The sequence below is a fragment of the Pseudomonas sp. P4_B4 genome (assembly GCF_056402255.1).
Map to the genome: position 1 here is coordinate 276,479 of NZ_JBFUHS010000003.1, position 16,677 is coordinate 293,155.

The following is a 16,677-nucleotide window of genomic DNA, read 5'->3' on the forward strand; positions in this document are numbered from 1 at the left end:
TCATGAGCGCGTTTTTGAAATACGAACAGGAAGGTCATGTCGTCACCCTGACAATGAATGACCCCGAGCGACGCAACCCGCTGACCGGCAACAGCGCCGTGCCGGAGTTCCTCGAAGCCATTGAGCGAATCGAACGCGACAGCAGTGTGCGTGCAGTGATCATCACCGGCGCCGGTACGGCGTTCTGCTCCGGTGGCAACGTGCGCGACATGGATCGCTACGCGCAGATGTCGGGCATGCAATTGCGTCAGGAATATCGCACCGGCATTCAGCGCTTGCCCTTGGCGTTGTTCAATCTGGAAGTACCGGTGATCGCCGCGGTCAATGGCGCGGCCATTGGTGCGGGGCTGGATCTGGCGTGCATGTGTGACATCCGCGTGGCGTCCGAGCACGCGAAGTTTGCCGAGAGTTTCGTCAAGTTGGGGATCATTCCAGGCGACGGCGGTGCCTGGTTGTTGCCACGCATCATCGGTTTGTCCCGCGCCACCGAACTGACCCTGACCGGACAAATGATTGACGCTCGCCAGGCCGAGCAATGGAACCTGGTGTCCCGCGTTGTCCCCGCCGAGCAGTTGCTGGATACGGCGCGGGACATCGCCGCGTCGATTGCCGCCAACCCACCTCACGCCGTGCGCCTGGCCAAGCGTTTGTTGCGCGAGGCCTTGCACACCCGACTCGACACGCTGCTGGAAATGTCGGCGACGTTCCAGGTGCTGTCGCACCAGACCGCCGACCACCGCGAAGCCGTGGCGGCGTTTATCGACAAGCGGGCACCAACTTTTACCGGGTGAGTGTCACCGAGCGTAACGCACGGTGAGCGCCGTTCAAACCAGGTTGTTACGCGGCACAAAACCCCATCAATAACGCTGCTTCAAATCACCCGTTCGGGTGTGAGACCCCCAACGGAGCGCCGCTAGCATGGGCGCTCCAACACTTAATCCTTAACCGGAGAAACCGCATGACAACAAAAACAATGCGCGGAGTCTTCCAGCCGAGTCTGCTGGCCGTCGCTGTGATGGTTGCCACTTGTGCGAGCAATCAGGCTCACGCTGTGGCTTTCAATATCGGGGAAATTCAGGGCAGTTTCGATTCGTCGCTGTCGATTGGCGCGAGCTGGTCGGCAGCTGATCCAGACAAGCAATTCATCTCCAACTTCAACTCCCAGGGTGTCACCGGCGGCAAATCTGCGTCCCGGACCACCGACGACAACCGCCTGAACTTCAAGAAGGGTGAAACCTTCTCGAAGATCTTCAAGGGCGTGCATGACCTGGAACTCAAGTACGGCGACAGCGGCGCCTTCGTGCGCGGCAAATACTGGTACGACTTCGAGCTGATGGACGAGAGCCGTCCGTTCTATGACATCGACGACTCGGGACGTGACCGCGCGGCCAAGTCGTCCGGCGCGATGTTCCTCGACAGCTTCGTCTACCACAACTACTCGATTGGCGATCAGGTCGGCAATGTGCGCCTGGGCAAGCAAGTGGTGAGCTGGGGCGAGAGTACCTTCATCGGCAACTCGATCAACAGCATCAACCCGATTGACGTCGCCGCGCTGCGTCGCCCGGGTGCCGAAGTGAAAGAAGGCCTGATCCCGGTCAACCTGCTCTATGTGTCCCAGGGCCTGGCCGACAACATCACCGCTGAAGGTTTCTACCAACTGCAATGGGACAAGTCGGTGGTCGATAACTGCGGCACGTTCTTCGGCAATGACGGTGTGCCGCAAGGTTGTGATGACCGCCTGGTGATCGCCGGTCTCGACCTGCCACCGGGTGTCGCGAAGAACACCGGCGGTTTGGCTGCCATTGCTGCCGGCACCGACGACGCGTTCATCCCGCGCCTGAAGGACAACGATGCCCGCGACGGTGGCCAGTATGGCCTGGCGCTGCGCTGGTATGTGCCGGAAGCCAACGACACCGAGTTCGGTGCCTACGCGATGAACTACCACAGTCGCAACCCGTTCCTGAGCATCAATCAGATGAGCAACCCGGCCGGTGGCGTGGCCTCGGCGCGCAGTGCGCGTTACTTCATCGATTATCCGGAAGACATTCGTCTGTATGGCTTGAGCTTCCAGACCAACGTCGCCGGCGTATCGCTCGGTGGCGAACTCAGCTACCGGCCAAACATGCCGCTGCAGCTGAACACCGCTGACCTGTTGTCCGCCGCGACCTTCGGCGCAACGTCACCGCTGATCACCACCGGTTTCGCCGGACGCACTCTGGGGGCCGAGGTCAACGGCTACAAGCGCATGCCGGTGACCCAGGCGCAGGTGACCGCCACGCAGTTCTTCGATCAGGTCTTCGGCGCCAGTCGCCTGACCCTGGTGGGCGAGGTGGGTTACAACAAGATCAACGGCCTGGGCAAGGCGGACGGTACGGACCTGCGCTTCGGTCGCAGCCCGGCCTTCGGTTCCGGCGAACTGCCGGGCGCAGCGGGGGCGGCCACTTGCCGTGGGACCGCAGCGGGCCTGCCCAACGCCAGCAACCCGGCGCAGGAGTGCAACAACGATGGCTTCTACACCAGCAGCAGTTGGGGTTATCGCCTGCGCGGCAAGCTCGATTACCCGAACGTGATCGCCGGTATCAACCTGTCGCCGAACCTTGCCTGGTCTCACGACGTGCAGGGTTTCGGCCCGAACTTCGATGAAGGCTCCAAGGCCGTGAGCCTCGGTGTCGACGCCGACTACCAGAACACCTACACCGCCAGTCTGAGTTACACCAACTACTTTGGTGGCGATTTCAACACCAACGTCGACCGCGACTACGCCGCGCTGAGCTTCGGCGTGAATTTCTGATGCAACCCTGCCAGAGGAAACTGAACATGAACGCACGTTTAATTCTGCGCGCTGGCGCACTGAGTCTGTCGTTGCTGGCCAGCGGTGTGATGGCCGCGGTTTCTCCGCAGGAGGCGGCGCAACTGGGGACTACGCTGACGCCGTTGGGGGCGCAGAAAGAGGGCAATGTCAACGGCAGCATTCCGGCCTGGATCGGGGGCCTCAACCCCGGTGCGGCGGCACTCGACAATGGTTTTCTCGGCGATCCGTTTGCCGGTGAAAAACCGCAGTTCGTGATCACGGCAGCCAACGTCGACCAGTACAAGGACAAGCTGACCCCGGGCCAGCTGGCGATGTTCAAGCGCTATCCGGACAGCTACAAGATCCCGGTGTACAAGACCCAGCGCACCGCGGCGTCACCGCAGAACGTCTATGACATCGCGAAAAAGAGCGCGGTGACCACCGAGCTGACGCCCGATGGCAACGGCCTGGTGAACTTCACCCAGACCCGCTACTACCCGTTCCCGATTCCGAAGAACGGCGTGGAGATCTACTGGAACCACACCAACCGTTATCGCGGCGGCAACATGGAACGTATAGCGGCCCAGGCGGCTCCGCAAACCAACGGTTCTTACTCCATCGTCGAATACGAAGACAAACTGGCCTTCCCGCAATTGATGGAAGGCGTCGATGCGGGGCAGGCCGATAACGTCCTGTACTACTACAAGCAGGAAATCACCGCGCCGTCGCGCATGGCCGGCAGCGTGATCCTGATCCACGAGACTATCGACCAGGTCAAGGAACCGCGCCTGGCGTGGGTCTACAACGCCGGCCAGCGCCGCGTACGGCGGGCACCGCAAGTGGCTTACGATGGCCCGGGCAACGGCTCCGACGGCATGCGCACCGCCGACAACACGGACATGATGAACGGTGCACCGGATCGTTATGACTGGAAACTGGTGGGCAAACAGGAGCTGTACATCCCGTACAACAACTACAAATTGCAGTCGCCGAAGGTCAAGTACGACGACATCATCAAGCCGGGGCACATCAACCAGGACCTGACGCGCTACGAATTGCACCGCGTCTGGCACGTGCAGGCCACGCTCAAGCCCGGTCAGCGTCACGTGTATGCCAAGCGTGACATGTACTTTGACGAGGACACCTGGCAACTGGCCGAGGTCGATCACTACGACGGTCGTGGCCAGCTATGGCGGGTGGCGGAAGGTTATGCGATCAACGATTACGAGCGTGGCGCGCCGAACTTCGCGATGCTTGGCATCTACGACCTGATCGCCGGCCGCTACAACGTGCTGGCCATGACCAACCAGTCCAGGCATGCCACCACCTATGGTCTGACCGCGAAGATGACCGACTTCACCCCGGCTGCGCTGCGCAACGACGGCATTCGCTGACTGTTCGTTCCCGCCTCAAGCAACGCCCTGTTCGCAGGGCGTTGTGCATGGCGAGCCTTGCACCCACCTGATGCGGGTGGCGCGCAAACCGGTGTCCGGTTCAATGATGGAGTCCACTTCCCATCAGCGAGGTCCGCCATGTTTGTGCCACGGCCGCATCTGATCGATGCACTTGAGGGCAAACAGTGCCGCTTGCAACTGCTTTGCGCGCCTGCCGGATATGGCAAGACGTCATTGTTGCAGCAGTATTTGCAAGGCATTGCCCCGCCGGGGCAAGTGGTCTGGATGTCTTTGGGCGCACAGCCGCAGACGCTGGAGCACTTCATTTCAGGATTGGCGGGTGAATTGGGGTTGGCGGCTGATACTGCGCCGGATGCGGTATTGGCGTTTCTCGATTCAAGAGCTGTGGTGCCTGAGCTATTGCTATCGCGAGCAGGCTCGCTCCTACAGGGGAACGCGGTTAACTGTAGGAGCGAGCCTGCTCGCGATGAGGCCCTTGAGGTAGCCCCAATCCACCTGGTATTCGACGATCTTCCCGTCGATATGCCCACAGACCTGAACCACTGGTTCGACCAACTCCTGTCCCTCAAAAACCCGCTACTGCACGTGTTGGTCACCTGCCGCCAGCGCCCGGACTGGAATCTGCCGCGCTTGATGCTGACCGGCCAGTTGCAGGAGCTGGGCGCCGGGCAACTGGCCCTGCGCCCCGATGAGTTCGAATCGCTGATCGATGCCCTGGCGCCGCACACCGATGCACCGGCCAGAGAAAAACTCTGGCATGAGACAGGCGGGTGGTGCGCCGGTATTCGCCTGTCGCTTTCTCTGGAGCAGGTACGGTCGTCACCCTTGCTCGGCCAATACCTTGAGCGCGAACTGTTGTTGCGGCTGAGCCAGGAACAGCGCGAGGTCCTGTGTGGGCTCGCGCATTTGTCCCGATTCAGCGCGGACTTCTGCGAGCAGTTATGGGAAGGCCAGCAGGGCGCCCGGGTATTTCACAGCCTGCTGGATTGCCGGGCATTTCTGTTCCCGGTCGAGCAACAGCCCGGTTGGTATCGCCTGCTGCCCGCCGTGGCACAGGCCCTGCAAAACCAGTTGAGCGCAGCACCGTTGAATCGGCTGCGCCTGCGGGCTTGTCAGTTGCTCAGCGTGCTGGGGCATGTCGATGAGGCGGTGGAGCAGGCGTTGTGCGCTGATCAGCCCGAGGTGGCCGCCAATTACATGGAGCGCTTGTGGCTGAGCTGGATCCTCGGCGAACGGCATCTGAGCAAGCTGATGGACTGGCGTGAGCGCATCGAACCGCAGTTGCTGCACAGCAGCCCGCGCCTGATTTACCTGTGTGCCAAGGCGCTGTTGTTCAGTGGGCGGCTGGACGAAGCCGCCGATTGCCTGGCGCGGCTCGGGCACTTTCTGCCGTTGCCCGATACCCGGCGCAATCAGCGCCTGCTGGCGAACTGGCAGGCGCTGTACGGCACCTTGCAGGCATTGCGCGGCCATGCCGATTCGGCGCGCCTGCATTGTCGGGCGGCCCTTGACGAGCTGACGGCGGAGGATTGGCTGTCGGTGTTGCTGTGTCATTGCATCCTGGCGCGGATCGCGATGGAGGGCGGCGACCTTGTCGAGGCCCAGTCGCTGCTGGATCACTCACTGGAGCTGGCCCGGCGCCAGGGCAGTCATGAGTCGGAAGTGCTGGTCAACGTCGACCGGGCGCGCCTGCTGATGCTTCAGGGGCAATGGGGGCAGGCGCAATCGCTGGTGCGAAGCGAGCTCAACCGACTGACCGTGAAGGGCGCGCAACCTTACCCGCTGCTCGGGCGGCTGCTGTTCACGCAAGGCGAGTTGCTGTTGCAACAGGGCCATACCCACGAAGCCGAAGTGGTGGTGCAGGCAGGGCTGTTGCAGGTCCGCGACTGCTGCGCCCCCTTTGTGCTCAACGCCTACCTGCTGTTGTCGGAAATCGCTTCGCGCAGCCATGACCCGGAAAAGGCCTGCTGGCACTTGTACGAAGCCGAGCGGCGCATGCATTGGGGCAAGATCCACGCTGCATGTTACCAAGGGCCGATCGCACGGCAGAAAGCCCGGATCGCCGCCCGCGAGCAACCGGCCAACGACGACAAGGTTTCGCCGGTTCGCCTGACCGGCGTGGCGGATTACCAGGATGACCTGACGCCCCGCGAGGTCTCGGTGCTCAAGTTGCTGGCCGAAGGCATGTCGGTACGTGAGGTGGGCAGCCGCTTGTTCATCTCGGAAAACACCGTGAAAACCCACGCCAAGAACATCAACGTCAAGCTCGGCGCGTGCCGTCGCACCCAGGCCATCAACAGCGCCAAGGCCATGGGCATCCTCGCTTGAATCCATCGTCGTTGCGCCACCCACCTGATCCGGGTGGCGGCGCCGCGCCGGCGATGATCAACCATGCAGCCAGACCCTGTGCATTGCAGCCCGACCGTGGCCGCGTCCTGACAAAAACAAGAGAGGTAGTGATGAGCGCCATCGAGAGTTCGACGAGCTGTGACATCCGCACGATCCTGGAAAAACAACGCGCGGCTTTCCAGGCCCGCGAACCCTATACCCTTGAAGAACGCAGCGAGTTGCTCGACCGGGCGATCGGTTTGCTGGTCAATCATGAGCAGGAAATCATCGACGCCCTGACCGCCGATTTCGGCCATCGCAGCCCCGGTTTCTCCAAGGGCAGTGAAGTGCTGTCGCCACTGGCCACGCTCAAGCAGACCAAAGCCGAACTGGCGCAATGGATGCGCCCGGAACAGCGCCAGGCCCGGGCCGGTGAAGCCTGGGTGCAATACCAGCCGCTCGGCGTGGTCGGCATCGTCACCGCCTGGAACGTGCCCGGCTACATGGTGTTCAGCGGGCTTGCCGGCGCGTTGGCAGCGGGCAACCGGGTGATGATCAAACCGTCGGAATTCAATCCGCACACCTCGGCATTGATCGCCCGTCTGATTCGTTCGGTGTACTCCGAAGATGAAGTAGCGGTGGTTCTGGGCGGCGCGCAGGTCGGCCAGGCGTTCTGCGGCCAGCCGTTCGACCATCTGCTGTTCACCGGTGCCACTAGCATCGGCAAACACGTGTTGCGCGCCGCGGCGGAGAACCTGGTGCCGGTGACCCTGGAGCTGGGCGGCAAGTCGCCGACGATCATCTCGCGCTCGGCGGACTTCAACGATGCGGTGGCCAAGGTCGTGATCGGCAAGCTGCTCAACGCCGGCCAGTTGTGCGTGGCGCCGGACTACGTGTTTGTCCCGCAAGAGTCGGTGGACGCCTTCATCGGCGTGGCGAAAGCCGTGGTGGCGAAGTTCTTCCCGACGCTCAGGGACAACCCCGACTACACCTCGATCATCAACGCCCGGCATTTCGAACGCTTGCAGGGTTACCTGAGCGAGGCCCGCGCCGCCGGTGTCGAGCTGATCGAACTGAACGCCGGTGCTGAAGATTTCAGCCAATCGACACTGAACAAGATCGTGCCGACGCTGCTGCGCAACCCCGGTGACGATTTGCAGGTCATGCAGGACGAAATCTTCGGCCCGTTGCTGCCAATCAAACCCTACGAAACCCTCAGCGAGGTCATCGCCCAGATCAACGCGCGGCCGCGTCCGCTGGCCTTGTACTACTTCGGTAACGATGCCGCCGAAGAGGCCCAGGTACTCAGCCGCACCTGTTCCGGTGGCGTGACCCTCAATGGCGTGATGAGCCACGCCAGCACCGAAGGTTTGCCATTCGGCGGCGTCGGCCAGAGCGGCATGGGTGCCTACCACGGCATCGACGGTTTCCGCACTTTCAGCCACGCCAAGGCCGTCTTGCGTACAGCGGCCAACCCGGTCTGAACCCCACATCATTGTTGAGAGAACTGCCATGAAAGCTGCCGTATTCCATCAGGTTGGAGCCCCGCTGGTCATCGAAGAGGTGGGCATCAGCAAACCGGGTCCGCGCGAAGTGTTGATCCGCACTAAAGCGGTGGGTGTGTGCCACTCGGACCTGCACGTCATCGACGGCTCGTTTCCCTATCCCGGCCCGATGGTGTTGGGGCATGAAGCCGCCGGTGTGGTTGAGCAGGTCGGCTCCGAAGTGCGTTCGGTCAAGCCCGGCGATCATGTGGTCACCTGCCTGACTGTGTTCTGTGGCCACTGCGATCATTGCGTGACCGGCCATCTGGCGCGCTGCGTGTCGCCGGAAACCAAACGTGGCAAGGACGAAGAGCCGCGCCTGACCTACGTGCACAAACCGATGCCGCAATTCGTCAACCTGTCCGGGTTCGCCGAGCAGATGCTGGTGCACGAAAACGCCTGTGTGGCGATCCGCCGCGACATGCCGCTGGACCGCGCCGCCTTGCTCGGTTGCGCGGTCACCACCGGTACCGGCGCGGTGTTCAACACCGCCAAGGTGCGGCCGGGCGAAACCGTGGCCGTGATCGGTTGCGGCGGTATCGGCCTGGCCGCGATCAACGGCGCGGCGCTGGCCGGGGCAGGGCGGATCATCGCCATCGACATGCTCGACTCGAAGCTGGAGCTGGCCAGGCAGTTCGGCGCCACCGATGTGATCAACGGCCGCGACGGTGATGCCGCCAAGCAGGTGATGGAGCTGACCCGTGGCGGTGTGCACCACGCGTTCGAATGCATCGGCCTCAAGCAGACCGCCGAGCAGGCGTTCGCCATGTTGGCCCGTGGCGGTACCGCCACGGTGATCGGCATGCTCAAGCCGGGCCTGAAGATCGAACTCGACCCGCTGCAATTGCTCCACGAACGGCGCATTCAGGGTTCGCTGATGGGCTCCAACCGCTTCCCGGTCGACATGCCGCGCCTGGTGGATTTCTACATGTCCGGCAAGCTCAAGCTCGACGAGATGATTTCCCAGCGCATCCGCCTGGACCAGATCAACGAGGCGTTCGATGAACTGCGTCGCGGTGAGCTGGCGCGCTCTGTGATCGTTTTCGAATAAACACCGCAGTTCCCCTGTGGGAGCGGGTAAGCCCCAATGCTTTTGGAGTGGATGGATGGACATTGAATTCACGGTGCAGGAACAGGCCTTTCGCCAGGAAGTCCGGGCCTTCTTGCGCGACAATTTGCCTGGCGAACTGTCCGAGCGAATTTCGTTGGGCAAACGCCTGAGCAAAACGCATCAAGTGCAATGGATGCAGATTCTCGACCGCCAGGGCTGGCTCGCGCCGGGGTGGCCCGTCGAGTTCGGCGGCACCGGCTGGAACGCGGTGCAGAAGCATATTTTCGACGAGGAATGCTTTGCCGCGGGCGCACCGAAGGTGGTGTCGTTCGGCCTGAAAATGGTCGCGCCAGTGATCATCAAGTTCGGCACTACCGAGCAAAAAGCACACTTCCTTCCCCGGATTCTTTCCTGTGAGGACTGGTGGTGCCAGGGCTACTCCGAGCCGGGTGCCGGTTCTGATTTGTCGTCGTTGAAAACCCGCGCGGTGCGCGAGGGCGATCACTACGTGGTCAATGGCCAGAAGACCTGGACCACCTTGGCGCACTTTGCCGACTGGATGTTCTGCCTGGTGCGCACCGACCCCGAGGCTCGTCAGCAACGGGGCATTTCGTTCCTGCTGATCGATATGAAGACCCCGGGCATCACGGTGCGGCCGATCATCACCCTGGACGGCGAACATGAAGTCAACGAGGTGTTCTTCGACAACGTGCGGGTGCCGGTGGCGAATCTGGTGGGGCAAGAGAATGAGGGCTGGACCTGCGCCAAGTACTTGCTGACCCACGAACGCACCAGCATCGGCGGGATCGCGCAGAACAAGGCATTGCTCACCCGGCTCAAGCGCATTGCCGGCCAGGAAGTCCGTGACGGACGGCCGCTGATCGAAGATCCATTGTTCCGCGCGCAGATCGCCGAAGTCGACATGCAATTGATGGCAGCCGAAATGAGCAACCTGCGCACATTGGCGGCGACACAAAACGGCGATGTACCCGGTGCCGAAAGCTCGTTCCTGAAGATCAAGGGCACCGAGATTCGGCAGGCCATCACCTACCTGATCAGCAAGGCCGTGGGTCCCTATGCATTGCCGTTCATCGAGGATGAGCTCGGTTATGGCAGCGAACCGTTGCTCTACACCGACTACAGCAGCGCGGCCACCTACCAGTACCTGGATGCGCGCAAGGCCTCGATCTATGGCGGCGCCAATGAAATCCAGAAGAACATCATCGCGAAAATGATCCTCGAACTCTAAGGCGCCACGACCATGGATTTCAAACTGACAGAAGAGCAGCTGATGCTGCAGGAAACCGCCGCGCGCCTGGTGCGTGACGTTTACGGTTTTGAGCATCGCGAGCAATACCGCCAAAGCAGGCAGGGATTCAGCGGCCCGTTCATGCAGCAACTGGGTGAACTCGGACTGTGCGCCGTGCCCTTTGCCGAAGCCTATGGCGGCTATGGTGGCAGCGGTGTGGAGAACATGCTGATCATGACCGAACTGGGCCGGGGGCTGTGCCTGGAGCCTTACCTGCACTCGGTGATTTTCGCCGGCGGCCTGGTCGAGCAGTTGGGCTGCGCAGCCCAGAAAGACACGCTGTTGCCGCAAGTCGGCAGCGCCAGCCTGCAACTGGCCGTGGCCCTCGATGAGCCGCAGAGTCACTACCAGTTGCACGACGTTCAGACCATCGCCGAGCCAGTCAGCGGCGGCTGGAAACTTAGTGGCCGCAAGTCGGTGATTATCGGTGGCCAAAGCGCCGGGCTGATTCTGGTGTCGGCGCGCACCAGCGGCGGTGTTCGGGACGAGAAGGGCATCACACTGTTCCTGGTCGACCCGCAAGACAACGGCGTCAGTCGACGCGACTTTGACACACTGGATGGGCGGATGGCCTGCGAGCTGTACCTTGAGGACGTGTTCGTCAAAAGCAGTGCGGTACTCGGCGAAGTGGGGCAGGCCTTGCCAGCGCTGCGTTATCAGCAAGGTCGTTGCATCGCCGCGCAATGCGCTGAGGCTGTTGGCAGCATGGAAGCGGCGTGCGCGTTGACCCTCGATTTCCTGAAAACCCGCCAGCAGTTCGGTCAGCCCATCGGCAAGTTCCAGGTGCTGCAACACCGCATGGTGGATATGCGCATCGAACTGGACCAGGCCACCTCGATAACCCTGCTCGCCGCCTGCGTGGCCGATCAGGCCGACAGTGACGAGCGCAGCCGCATCCTGGCAGCGGCCAAGTTCATCGTCAGCCGCGCCAGCCGTTTTGTCGCGGACCAAAGCATCCAGTTGCACGGCGGTATCGGCCTGACCTGGGAATACATGCTGTCGCACCATGCCAAGCATTTGCTGATGGTGGCGCGCCAATTCGGCGACGACGATCACCATTTGCAGGCTTACGCGAAGTTGATGCCGGTGGCGTGAGGCGTCGCGGGGGTGGTGGCTATCGCTGCCTGACACCTTCGAACGAACCTGTGCGCACCTCGCCGCTGCGGGTGTAGCGGGCGATCAGCACCCCTCCGGGGGAGCTGATCGAATTCACCAGGGTGAAGGCCGATGCTTGTGCGTTGTCGTCGAACAAGCGCTTGCCGCACCCCAGCAGGATGGGATGAATCATCAGCCGTAACTCGTCCACCAGGCCGGCGGCAAGCAGTTGGCGCACCAGGTCGCCGCTGCCTTGGGTCAGTAGCTGAGGACCGTCCTGGCGTTTGAGCGCGCTGATCGCGTCGACCAGGTTGCCCTCCAGCGCATGACTGTTGTGCCAGGCCAGCGAATCGGCGTGATGGGTGGCCACGTGCTTGGGGGCGGCGTTGAACAGGTCAGCGATGGTGTGATGGGGTGCGTCGGCCTGAATGTGCGGCCAATAGGCGGCGAAGATGTCGTAGGTACGACGTCCCAGCAGCAACTCGAAAGGCTGTGAGAACAGGTCCTGTACGGCCTGACCGGTGGTTTTGTCGGCGTAGGGCACGATCCAGCCACCGAAGCGGAATCCGCCACTGGAATCCTCTTCAGGCCCGCCGGGCGCCTGCATGACGCCGTCCAGACTCACGAACGCGGCAACGGTCAGTGTGCGCATGCTGTTCTCCTGGTTGATCCTGGTTCAAGCGGTTAGGCAGGGAAGTGTGCGATTCCTTGAGAGCGTTCCCTGAAAGATAGTCGAACCAGACGCTGGGAAATCGACAACAAAATGCGCGGTTTTTATTCCTTGTGGGAATGCATTGCATAAAATTAATGAATTTTTATTATCGGTTTGTGTGGCGTAGTTTGATTTGAGGACATGGAGAGTCGCCTTGAAATCATCCTCTGCCCACACCGCTGAAAAGTTTAATACCTCCCGGGCCAACGAGTACGCAAAGCAGAGTCGTATTGCATTGGCAGGGTATGACGCCAGCCCGGACGAAGTGAAGATCAAGCCTGGAAAAATTCTCAAGGCGCCGATCCCCCGCATTCCGAGGCGGCGGTCCAGAAGTTGTTGCATGACTGCGGATTCGCAGAGGCCACGCGTTTCTTCAGCAGCCTTTTCCGGGGCGCCTGGCTGGCGTGTAAAACGGGTTGAAGGCGACCGGTTGAATCTACAGGCAATTGCTGCCTGTCGTGGAGGGCTGCATCCGCCCCAGGATGTGTCTACAAAATCCAGGGCGATTCAAAATCCGGAAATTCGTGTTAACGGGTTGTTGACGGTGCGGTGTGCAGACTGAGGCTTCGATTCCTGGAGGAGCTTCACATGGCACGTTCGATGGCAAAATGGCTTGCAGCATCCGCTCTTGGACTATCACTTTTACAGCCAGCATTCTGCGCGACTCAAAACTCGCCGAAGGTCTTTGGCTGGATCGAAGAAGGTGTGTTGATGCCTGAAAATATTTCAGTGAAGATCAAGCTTGATACCGGGGCATTGACCTCCTCACTGGACGCCAAGGACTTGGAGCCATTCCAGAAAAATGGCGAAAAATGGGTCCGTTTTAATGTTGAGGTAAAAGACAGCGAAACTGGCAAGCTGGTTACTGCACCGTTCGAGCGGAAGATTGAGCGGAACGTGAAAATCCGAGGTGCCGGTGGTGCCGAACATCGACCAGTGGTCCTGATGAAGATCTGTATTGGCCATCAGATCTATAACGAACAGTTCTCGTTGAAGAATCGGGGCAAGATGAATTACCCCGTGCTCATTGGACGAAGAACGCTGGAGAATGTGGGTCTGGTAGACGTTTCTCACACTTTCACCAGGGAACCGAAGTGCGATAAAGAAACAGCCATCAAGTAGGCATTGATGGCCGTCCAAGCCGGGCTAAAGCTGAAAAACGGCGCAATCGGCTTTCACTTTGGCGGACATATCGGTTCGCAGATGACCGGGTACGCGCGATGTTAATGAGTCAGCCATGCGAATTTTGATTATTGAAGACAACCCGGACATCGTGGCCAACCTCTACGAGTATTTTGAGCCCCTTGGCCATGAACTCGACAATGCCCGCACGGGGCTGGCTGGGCTGGCTCGGGCGACCGAACAACGTTTCGACGTGATCATCCTGGATGGGATGCTGCCGGGCTTGGACGGGGTAGAGGTGTGTCGCCGCTTACGCGATGAGCTGCACTGTAATACGCCGGTTTTGATGCTTACTGCGCGGGACACGGTTCATGACAAGGTAAAGGGGTTGCAGGCAGGCGCCGATGATTACCTGGTCAAGCCGTACTCGCTGATTGAGTTGGAAGCACGGCTTCATGCGTTGATGCGGCGAGCGAGTGCCTTGAGAACGGATCAAGTACTACGTTTTGGTGAGTTGGAATTTGATTGCGGAATTTTTGAAGCTCGTCGCGCAGGACAGCGGATCGAGTTGACACCTTTCGGGTACAAGATATTGGCGGCACTGCTACGCGTGGCGCCAAGCCTGGTAACCCGTGAAGAGCTTGAGCAAGAGCTTTGGAAAGATGATCCCCCGCTCAGCGATGCCTTGCGAAGCCATATCCACGCCCTCAGGCAGGCAATCGACAAATCCTTCCCTGAGTCTGCGCCAATGCTGCTTACTGTTTCCGGAATAGGCTATCGACTGGTTGACCATGATGTTTCAGAGTGAATCGTTACGCGGGCGCATGATTGCAGCCTATGTACTGCTGGCGGTCATTATCGTTGGCTTTTTTTCCGGTGCGACTTTCTACGTAGTAGCGAAAATCGAGAAGGAACTCATCGATACCCGACTTGCGCGTGCAGCCGATCTTTGGGCTGCTGATTCATACCATGCCGTGCAGTCACAAACACTCGATCTCAGCTTTTTTAAGGGCACGTCGATTCCACAGCCTTTTCAAAAATTAGCGTTTGGCACTCACGAAATGAAATTGAACGGACGGGGACTGCACGTACTGATCGGTGAGGCAGGTGGCGAGCGCTATGCTGTCGTGGATGACCAAAGCGACTTTGAGTCTATCGAATCCTCTTCCTACATCACCCTGGGTATTGCGTTTCTGGGCGGCATCGGCTTAGCCATCTTGATCGGCAGAGCCAGTGCAAACCGGGTAATCCTGCCATTGACCAAACTGGCTCAATCGGTTCAGAACAAACACTCGACAGGCAGGCTGCCCGGCCTCGATGCTACGGACGAAATTGGTGTATTGGCACGGGCAATTGATGATCGAACCAACCAGTTGAGCCATGCCTTACAACGTGAACGTTGGTTCACCGCCGACGTCAGTCATGAACTGCGCACGCCCTTGACGATCATGCTCGGCGCAGCGGAAGTGCTCACCAGTCGCTTGCAGGATCGTCCGGAACTTCTGGGCATGACTGAGCGTATTCGACGTAACGCTTCGGAAACTGCCCAGCAGGTCGGGGCCTTATTGCAGTTGGCCCGGGTACCGGAGGTCAGCGACCTTGTTTTGATCAACTTGCGGACCTTGATCGAGCGTGAACTGGAGCGCTGTCAGCCTCTGCTCCGAGGAAAAGCCCTGACGCTCGACTTTCATTGCACCGACGATGTTTTAGCATTGGCCATTCCTGAACTGGTCACCATCGCGGTGAGTAACTTGCTGCGTAACGCTTGCCAGCACACAGAGCAAGGCGTCATCAGCATTTGCTTGAACTCATCGGGGATTGTGGTCGAGGACAGTGGCGCGGGTTTACCTGAAGCCGTACGTGCCCGGCTGTTTGATCGATTCGTCAGAGGAGACGATGACTTCATCAGCGGTTCGGGTCTAGGCCTGTCTATCGTCAAGCGTGTGACAGAACATCTTGGGTGGAGTGTTCGGCATGACCCCAGCCCGAACGGTGGTAGCCGTTTCACATTGCTGTTCTTCAACCGCGCGTAGTTTGCCAACAGCCTGCCGATTCGGAGCCTGAAACACCTCTCCATTCACGGTTGGCCATCAAAGAGTTCCAGCAATGACCTTTTCCAGGATTTCCCCAAAGGTGCCGAGATGAAAGACCTCCTTGAACATCTGCGTCGGTGGGCAAAAGGACTGAAACGACAAACCATGGTGTTATGGTTCTGTTACCAGCACCCTGAAACGCCGTGGCTACCAAAATGGATTGCGATTTTTGTGGTGGCCTACGCACTGAGCCCCATAGACCTCATTCCAGATTTCATCCCGGTATTGGGCTACCTGGACGACGTCATCATTTTGCCTCTCGGCATTCTGCTAGCAATTCGGCTGATGCCAACCAAGGTGTTAGGCGAATGCCAACTCAAGGCAAATGAGTGGGAGAAAGGCCAAGTGAAGCGCCCGGTGAACAGGGTCGCTGCAGTGCTCATCGTTTTGGTCTGGGTAGCGGCGTTGGCAGGCTCGTGGTTTGTATTCACTCACCCCTGAGTAGTCGGATTTTCACTATGTACGGCGCCTCCTTCGATTTGGGTTTGAGCTTGGTACAGGAAGAACTACGAGGCTTGGGGCCTATCCGTACCAGCGCAGCGAGGCTTGACGGCAAAGGTGTGGGCAGGGTCGACAAACCAAGGTCAATCATGCGAAAACCTGGGAGCCGGCGTGGATGGACTCTCGCCATTGGAGCAAGGACGCCAAAAGATTTTCTCGGTATCGTGCGTTGAAGCGGTTACATGGACAGATTCCAATGTCTGGCTGTGGATTCAACCAGTCGCCTGCACGCTCAATGCTGCGTAAATCATATGTTGGCGATAATGCTGGCTTAATTCAGATACGGTGATATCGCCTGAATCAGGGCCTTCGGCAGGCTGCTGAGAGCAAGCATCCAATTGTAAGAGCAATTTTCAGCGACTACACTCCGGCCCATGAAACGCTATCTGCGGTTTTGCCTCATTTTCGTGATTAGCCTGGCGCTTCCTCTCAGCGGGATGGCGGGCGTCCAGGCACCGACAGAACCGTGCCCGATGAAGACGATGGGCATGGTGATGATGGACGACATGGGGATGGACTGCTGCAACGACATGAAAAGCCCGACAGAGCATGGCAAACCCTGCAAGCCAGGCCAGGAATGCAAGACGGGTGGCATGCTGCAAGTCTCGATCCTCAAGCCTCCTGTAACCGTGTTCAGCCCCGTAGTGGTTTCCTTCTTCAGTGATTCCCTGCCCGTACAAACCCCGTCCGGGGTATGGCGACCGCCTCGCGTTTGA

General features: G+C 59.8%; 14 protein-coding genes and 1 pseudogene. 14 read left to right on the forward strand and 1 reads right to left on the reverse strand.

Annotated features, from left to right (window positions below):
• Window positions 1-2: 2 nt before the first annotated feature.
• The 8 genes from AC1DVE_RS05705 (at window position 3) to AC1DVE_RS05740 (ending at window position 11,533) form a co-directional block, all read left to right on the forward strand.
• Window positions 3-791: a crotonase/enoyl-CoA hydratase family protein gene (locus tag AC1DVE_RS05705; RefSeq protein WP_223456037.1), complete on the forward strand. Its 789-nt coding sequence runs from the start codon at window positions 3-5 to the stop codon at window positions 789-791.
• 167 nt (window positions 792-958) lie between these two features.
• Entirely contained in the window at window positions 959-2,791 is a 1,833-nt protein-coding gene (locus AC1DVE_RS05710) for a DUF1302 domain-containing protein (protein WP_223533323.1), read from the forward strand.
• 26 nt (window positions 2,792-2,817) lie between these two features.
• Window positions 2,818-4,185: a DUF1329 domain-containing protein gene (locus AC1DVE_RS05715; RefSeq protein WP_223456035.1), complete on the forward strand. Its 1,368-nt coding sequence runs from the start codon at window positions 2,818-2,820 to the stop codon at window positions 4,183-4,185.
• A 138-nt stretch (window positions 4,186-4,323) separates the two neighbouring features.
• Window positions 4,324-6,534, forward strand: coding sequence for a helix-turn-helix transcriptional regulator (locus tag AC1DVE_RS05720; protein WP_223456034.1), 2,211 nt, complete (start codon window positions 4,324-4,326; stop codon window positions 6,532-6,534).
• A gap of 53 nt (window positions 6,535-6,587) precedes the next feature.
• Window positions 6,588-8,018, forward strand: coding sequence for a coniferyl aldehyde dehydrogenase (locus AC1DVE_RS05725; RefSeq protein ID WP_223456071.1), 1,431 nt, complete (start codon window positions 6,588-6,590; stop codon window positions 8,016-8,018).
• 28 nt (window positions 8,019-8,046) lie between these two features.
• Complete coding sequence (locus AC1DVE_RS05730; protein ID WP_046040422.1) at window positions 8,047-9,129, forward strand: Zn-dependent alcohol dehydrogenase; 1,083 nt, start codon at window positions 8,047-8,049, stop codon at window positions 9,127-9,129.
• A gap of 55 nt (window positions 9,130-9,184) precedes the next feature.
• Complete coding sequence (locus AC1DVE_RS05735) at window positions 9,185-10,378, forward strand: acyl-CoA dehydrogenase family protein (RefSeq protein WP_223536531.1); 1,194 nt, start codon at window positions 9,185-9,187, stop codon at window positions 10,376-10,378.
• 12 nt (window positions 10,379-10,390) lie between these two features.
• Window positions 10,391-11,533 (forward strand): acyl-CoA dehydrogenase family protein, encoded by a 1,143-nt coding sequence (locus tag AC1DVE_RS05740; protein WP_223456032.1) that lies wholly within the window; start codon window positions 10,391-10,393, stop codon window positions 11,531-11,533.
• A 19-nt stretch (window positions 11,534-11,552) separates the two neighbouring features.
• Here the strand turns inward: AC1DVE_RS05740 and AC1DVE_RS05745 are convergent, their stop codons facing one another.
• A complete protein-coding gene (locus AC1DVE_RS05745) occupies window positions 11,553-12,185 on the reverse strand; it encodes a dihydrofolate reductase family protein (RefSeq protein WP_477783825.1) in 633 nt (210 codons plus the stop codon).
• Window positions 12,186-12,489: 304 nt separating this feature from the next.
• Between AC1DVE_RS05745 and AC1DVE_RS05750 the strand changes: the two are divergent.
• The 6 genes and pseudogenes from AC1DVE_RS05750 to AC1DVE_RS05775 form a co-directional block, all read left to right on the forward strand.
• Window positions 12,490-12,665, forward strand: a pseudogene (locus tag AC1DVE_RS05750) (SAM-dependent methyltransferase); the annotation flags it as partial.
• 168 nt (window positions 12,666-12,833) lie between these two features.
• A complete protein-coding gene (rloA3, locus tag AC1DVE_RS05755; protein ID WP_477783826.1) occupies window positions 12,834-13,367 on the forward strand; it encodes a retropepsin-like aspartic peptidase RloA3 in 534 nt (177 codons plus the stop codon).
• A gap of 115 nt (window positions 13,368-13,482) precedes the next feature.
• Window positions 13,483-14,175, forward strand: coding sequence for a response regulator transcription factor (locus tag AC1DVE_RS05760; protein ID WP_223456029.1), 693 nt, complete (start codon window positions 13,483-13,485; stop codon window positions 14,173-14,175).
• A 16-nt stretch (window positions 14,176-14,191) separates the two neighbouring features.
• On the forward strand, window positions 14,192-15,400 hold the full coding sequence (locus AC1DVE_RS05765; protein ID WP_223533326.1) for a sensor histidine kinase: 1,209 nt from the start codon (window positions 14,192-14,194) through the stop codon (window positions 15,398-15,400).
• Window positions 15,401-15,508: 108 nt separating this feature from the next.
• Window positions 15,509-15,901, forward strand: a complete 393-nt coding sequence (locus tag AC1DVE_RS05770) for a YkvA family protein (protein ID WP_223456027.1) — start codon at window positions 15,509-15,511, stop codon at window positions 15,899-15,901.
• A gap of 434 nt (window positions 15,902-16,335) precedes the next feature.
• On the forward strand, window positions 16,336-16,677 hold the full coding sequence (locus AC1DVE_RS05775; RefSeq protein WP_223456026.1) for a hypothetical protein: 342 nt from the start codon (window positions 16,336-16,338) through the stop codon (window positions 16,675-16,677).

Coding starts and splice junctions, on each gene's coding strand:
- AC1DVE_RS05705 (WP_223456037.1), top strand. CDS start 3: ATGAGCGCGTTTTTGAAATACGAACAGGAAGGTCATGTCGTCACCCTG.
- AC1DVE_RS05710 (WP_223533323.1), top strand. CDS start 959: ATGACAACAAAAACAATGCGCGGAGTCTTCCAGCCGAGTCTGCTGGCC.
- AC1DVE_RS05715 (WP_223456035.1), top strand. CDS start 2,818: ATGAACGCACGTTTAATTCTGCGCGCTGGCGCACTGAGTCTGTCGTTG.
- AC1DVE_RS05720 (WP_223456034.1), top strand. CDS start 4,324: ATGTTTGTGCCACGGCCGCATCTGATCGATGCACTTGAGGGCAAACAG.
- AC1DVE_RS05725 (WP_223456071.1), top strand. CDS start 6,588: ATGATCAACCATGCAGCCAGACCCTGTGCATTGCAGCCCGACCGTGGC.
- AC1DVE_RS05730 (WP_046040422.1), top strand. CDS start 8,047: ATGAAAGCTGCCGTATTCCATCAGGTTGGAGCCCCGCTGGTCATCGAA.
- AC1DVE_RS05735 (WP_223536531.1), top strand. CDS start 9,185: ATGGACATTGAATTCACGGTGCAGGAACAGGCCTTTCGCCAGGAAGTC.
- AC1DVE_RS05740 (WP_223456032.1), top strand. CDS start 10,391: ATGGATTTCAAACTGACAGAAGAGCAGCTGATGCTGCAGGAAACCGCC.
- AC1DVE_RS05745 (WP_477783825.1), bottom strand. CDS start 12,185: ATGCGCACACTGACCGTTGCCGCGTTCGTGAGTCTGGACGGCGTCATG.
- rloA3 (WP_477783826.1), top strand. CDS start 12,834: ATGGCACGTTCGATGGCAAAATGGCTTGCAGCATCCGCTCTTGGACTA.
- AC1DVE_RS05760 (WP_223456029.1), top strand. CDS start 13,483: ATGCGAATTTTGATTATTGAAGACAACCCGGACATCGTGGCCAACCTC.
- AC1DVE_RS05765 (WP_223533326.1), top strand. CDS start 14,192: ATGATTGCAGCCTATGTACTGCTGGCGGTCATTATCGTTGGCTTTTTT.
- AC1DVE_RS05770 (WP_223456027.1), top strand. CDS start 15,509: ATGAAAGACCTCCTTGAACATCTGCGTCGGTGGGCAAAAGGACTGAAA.
- AC1DVE_RS05775 (WP_223456026.1), top strand. CDS start 16,336: ATGAAACGCTATCTGCGGTTTTGCCTCATTTTCGTGATTAGCCTGGCG.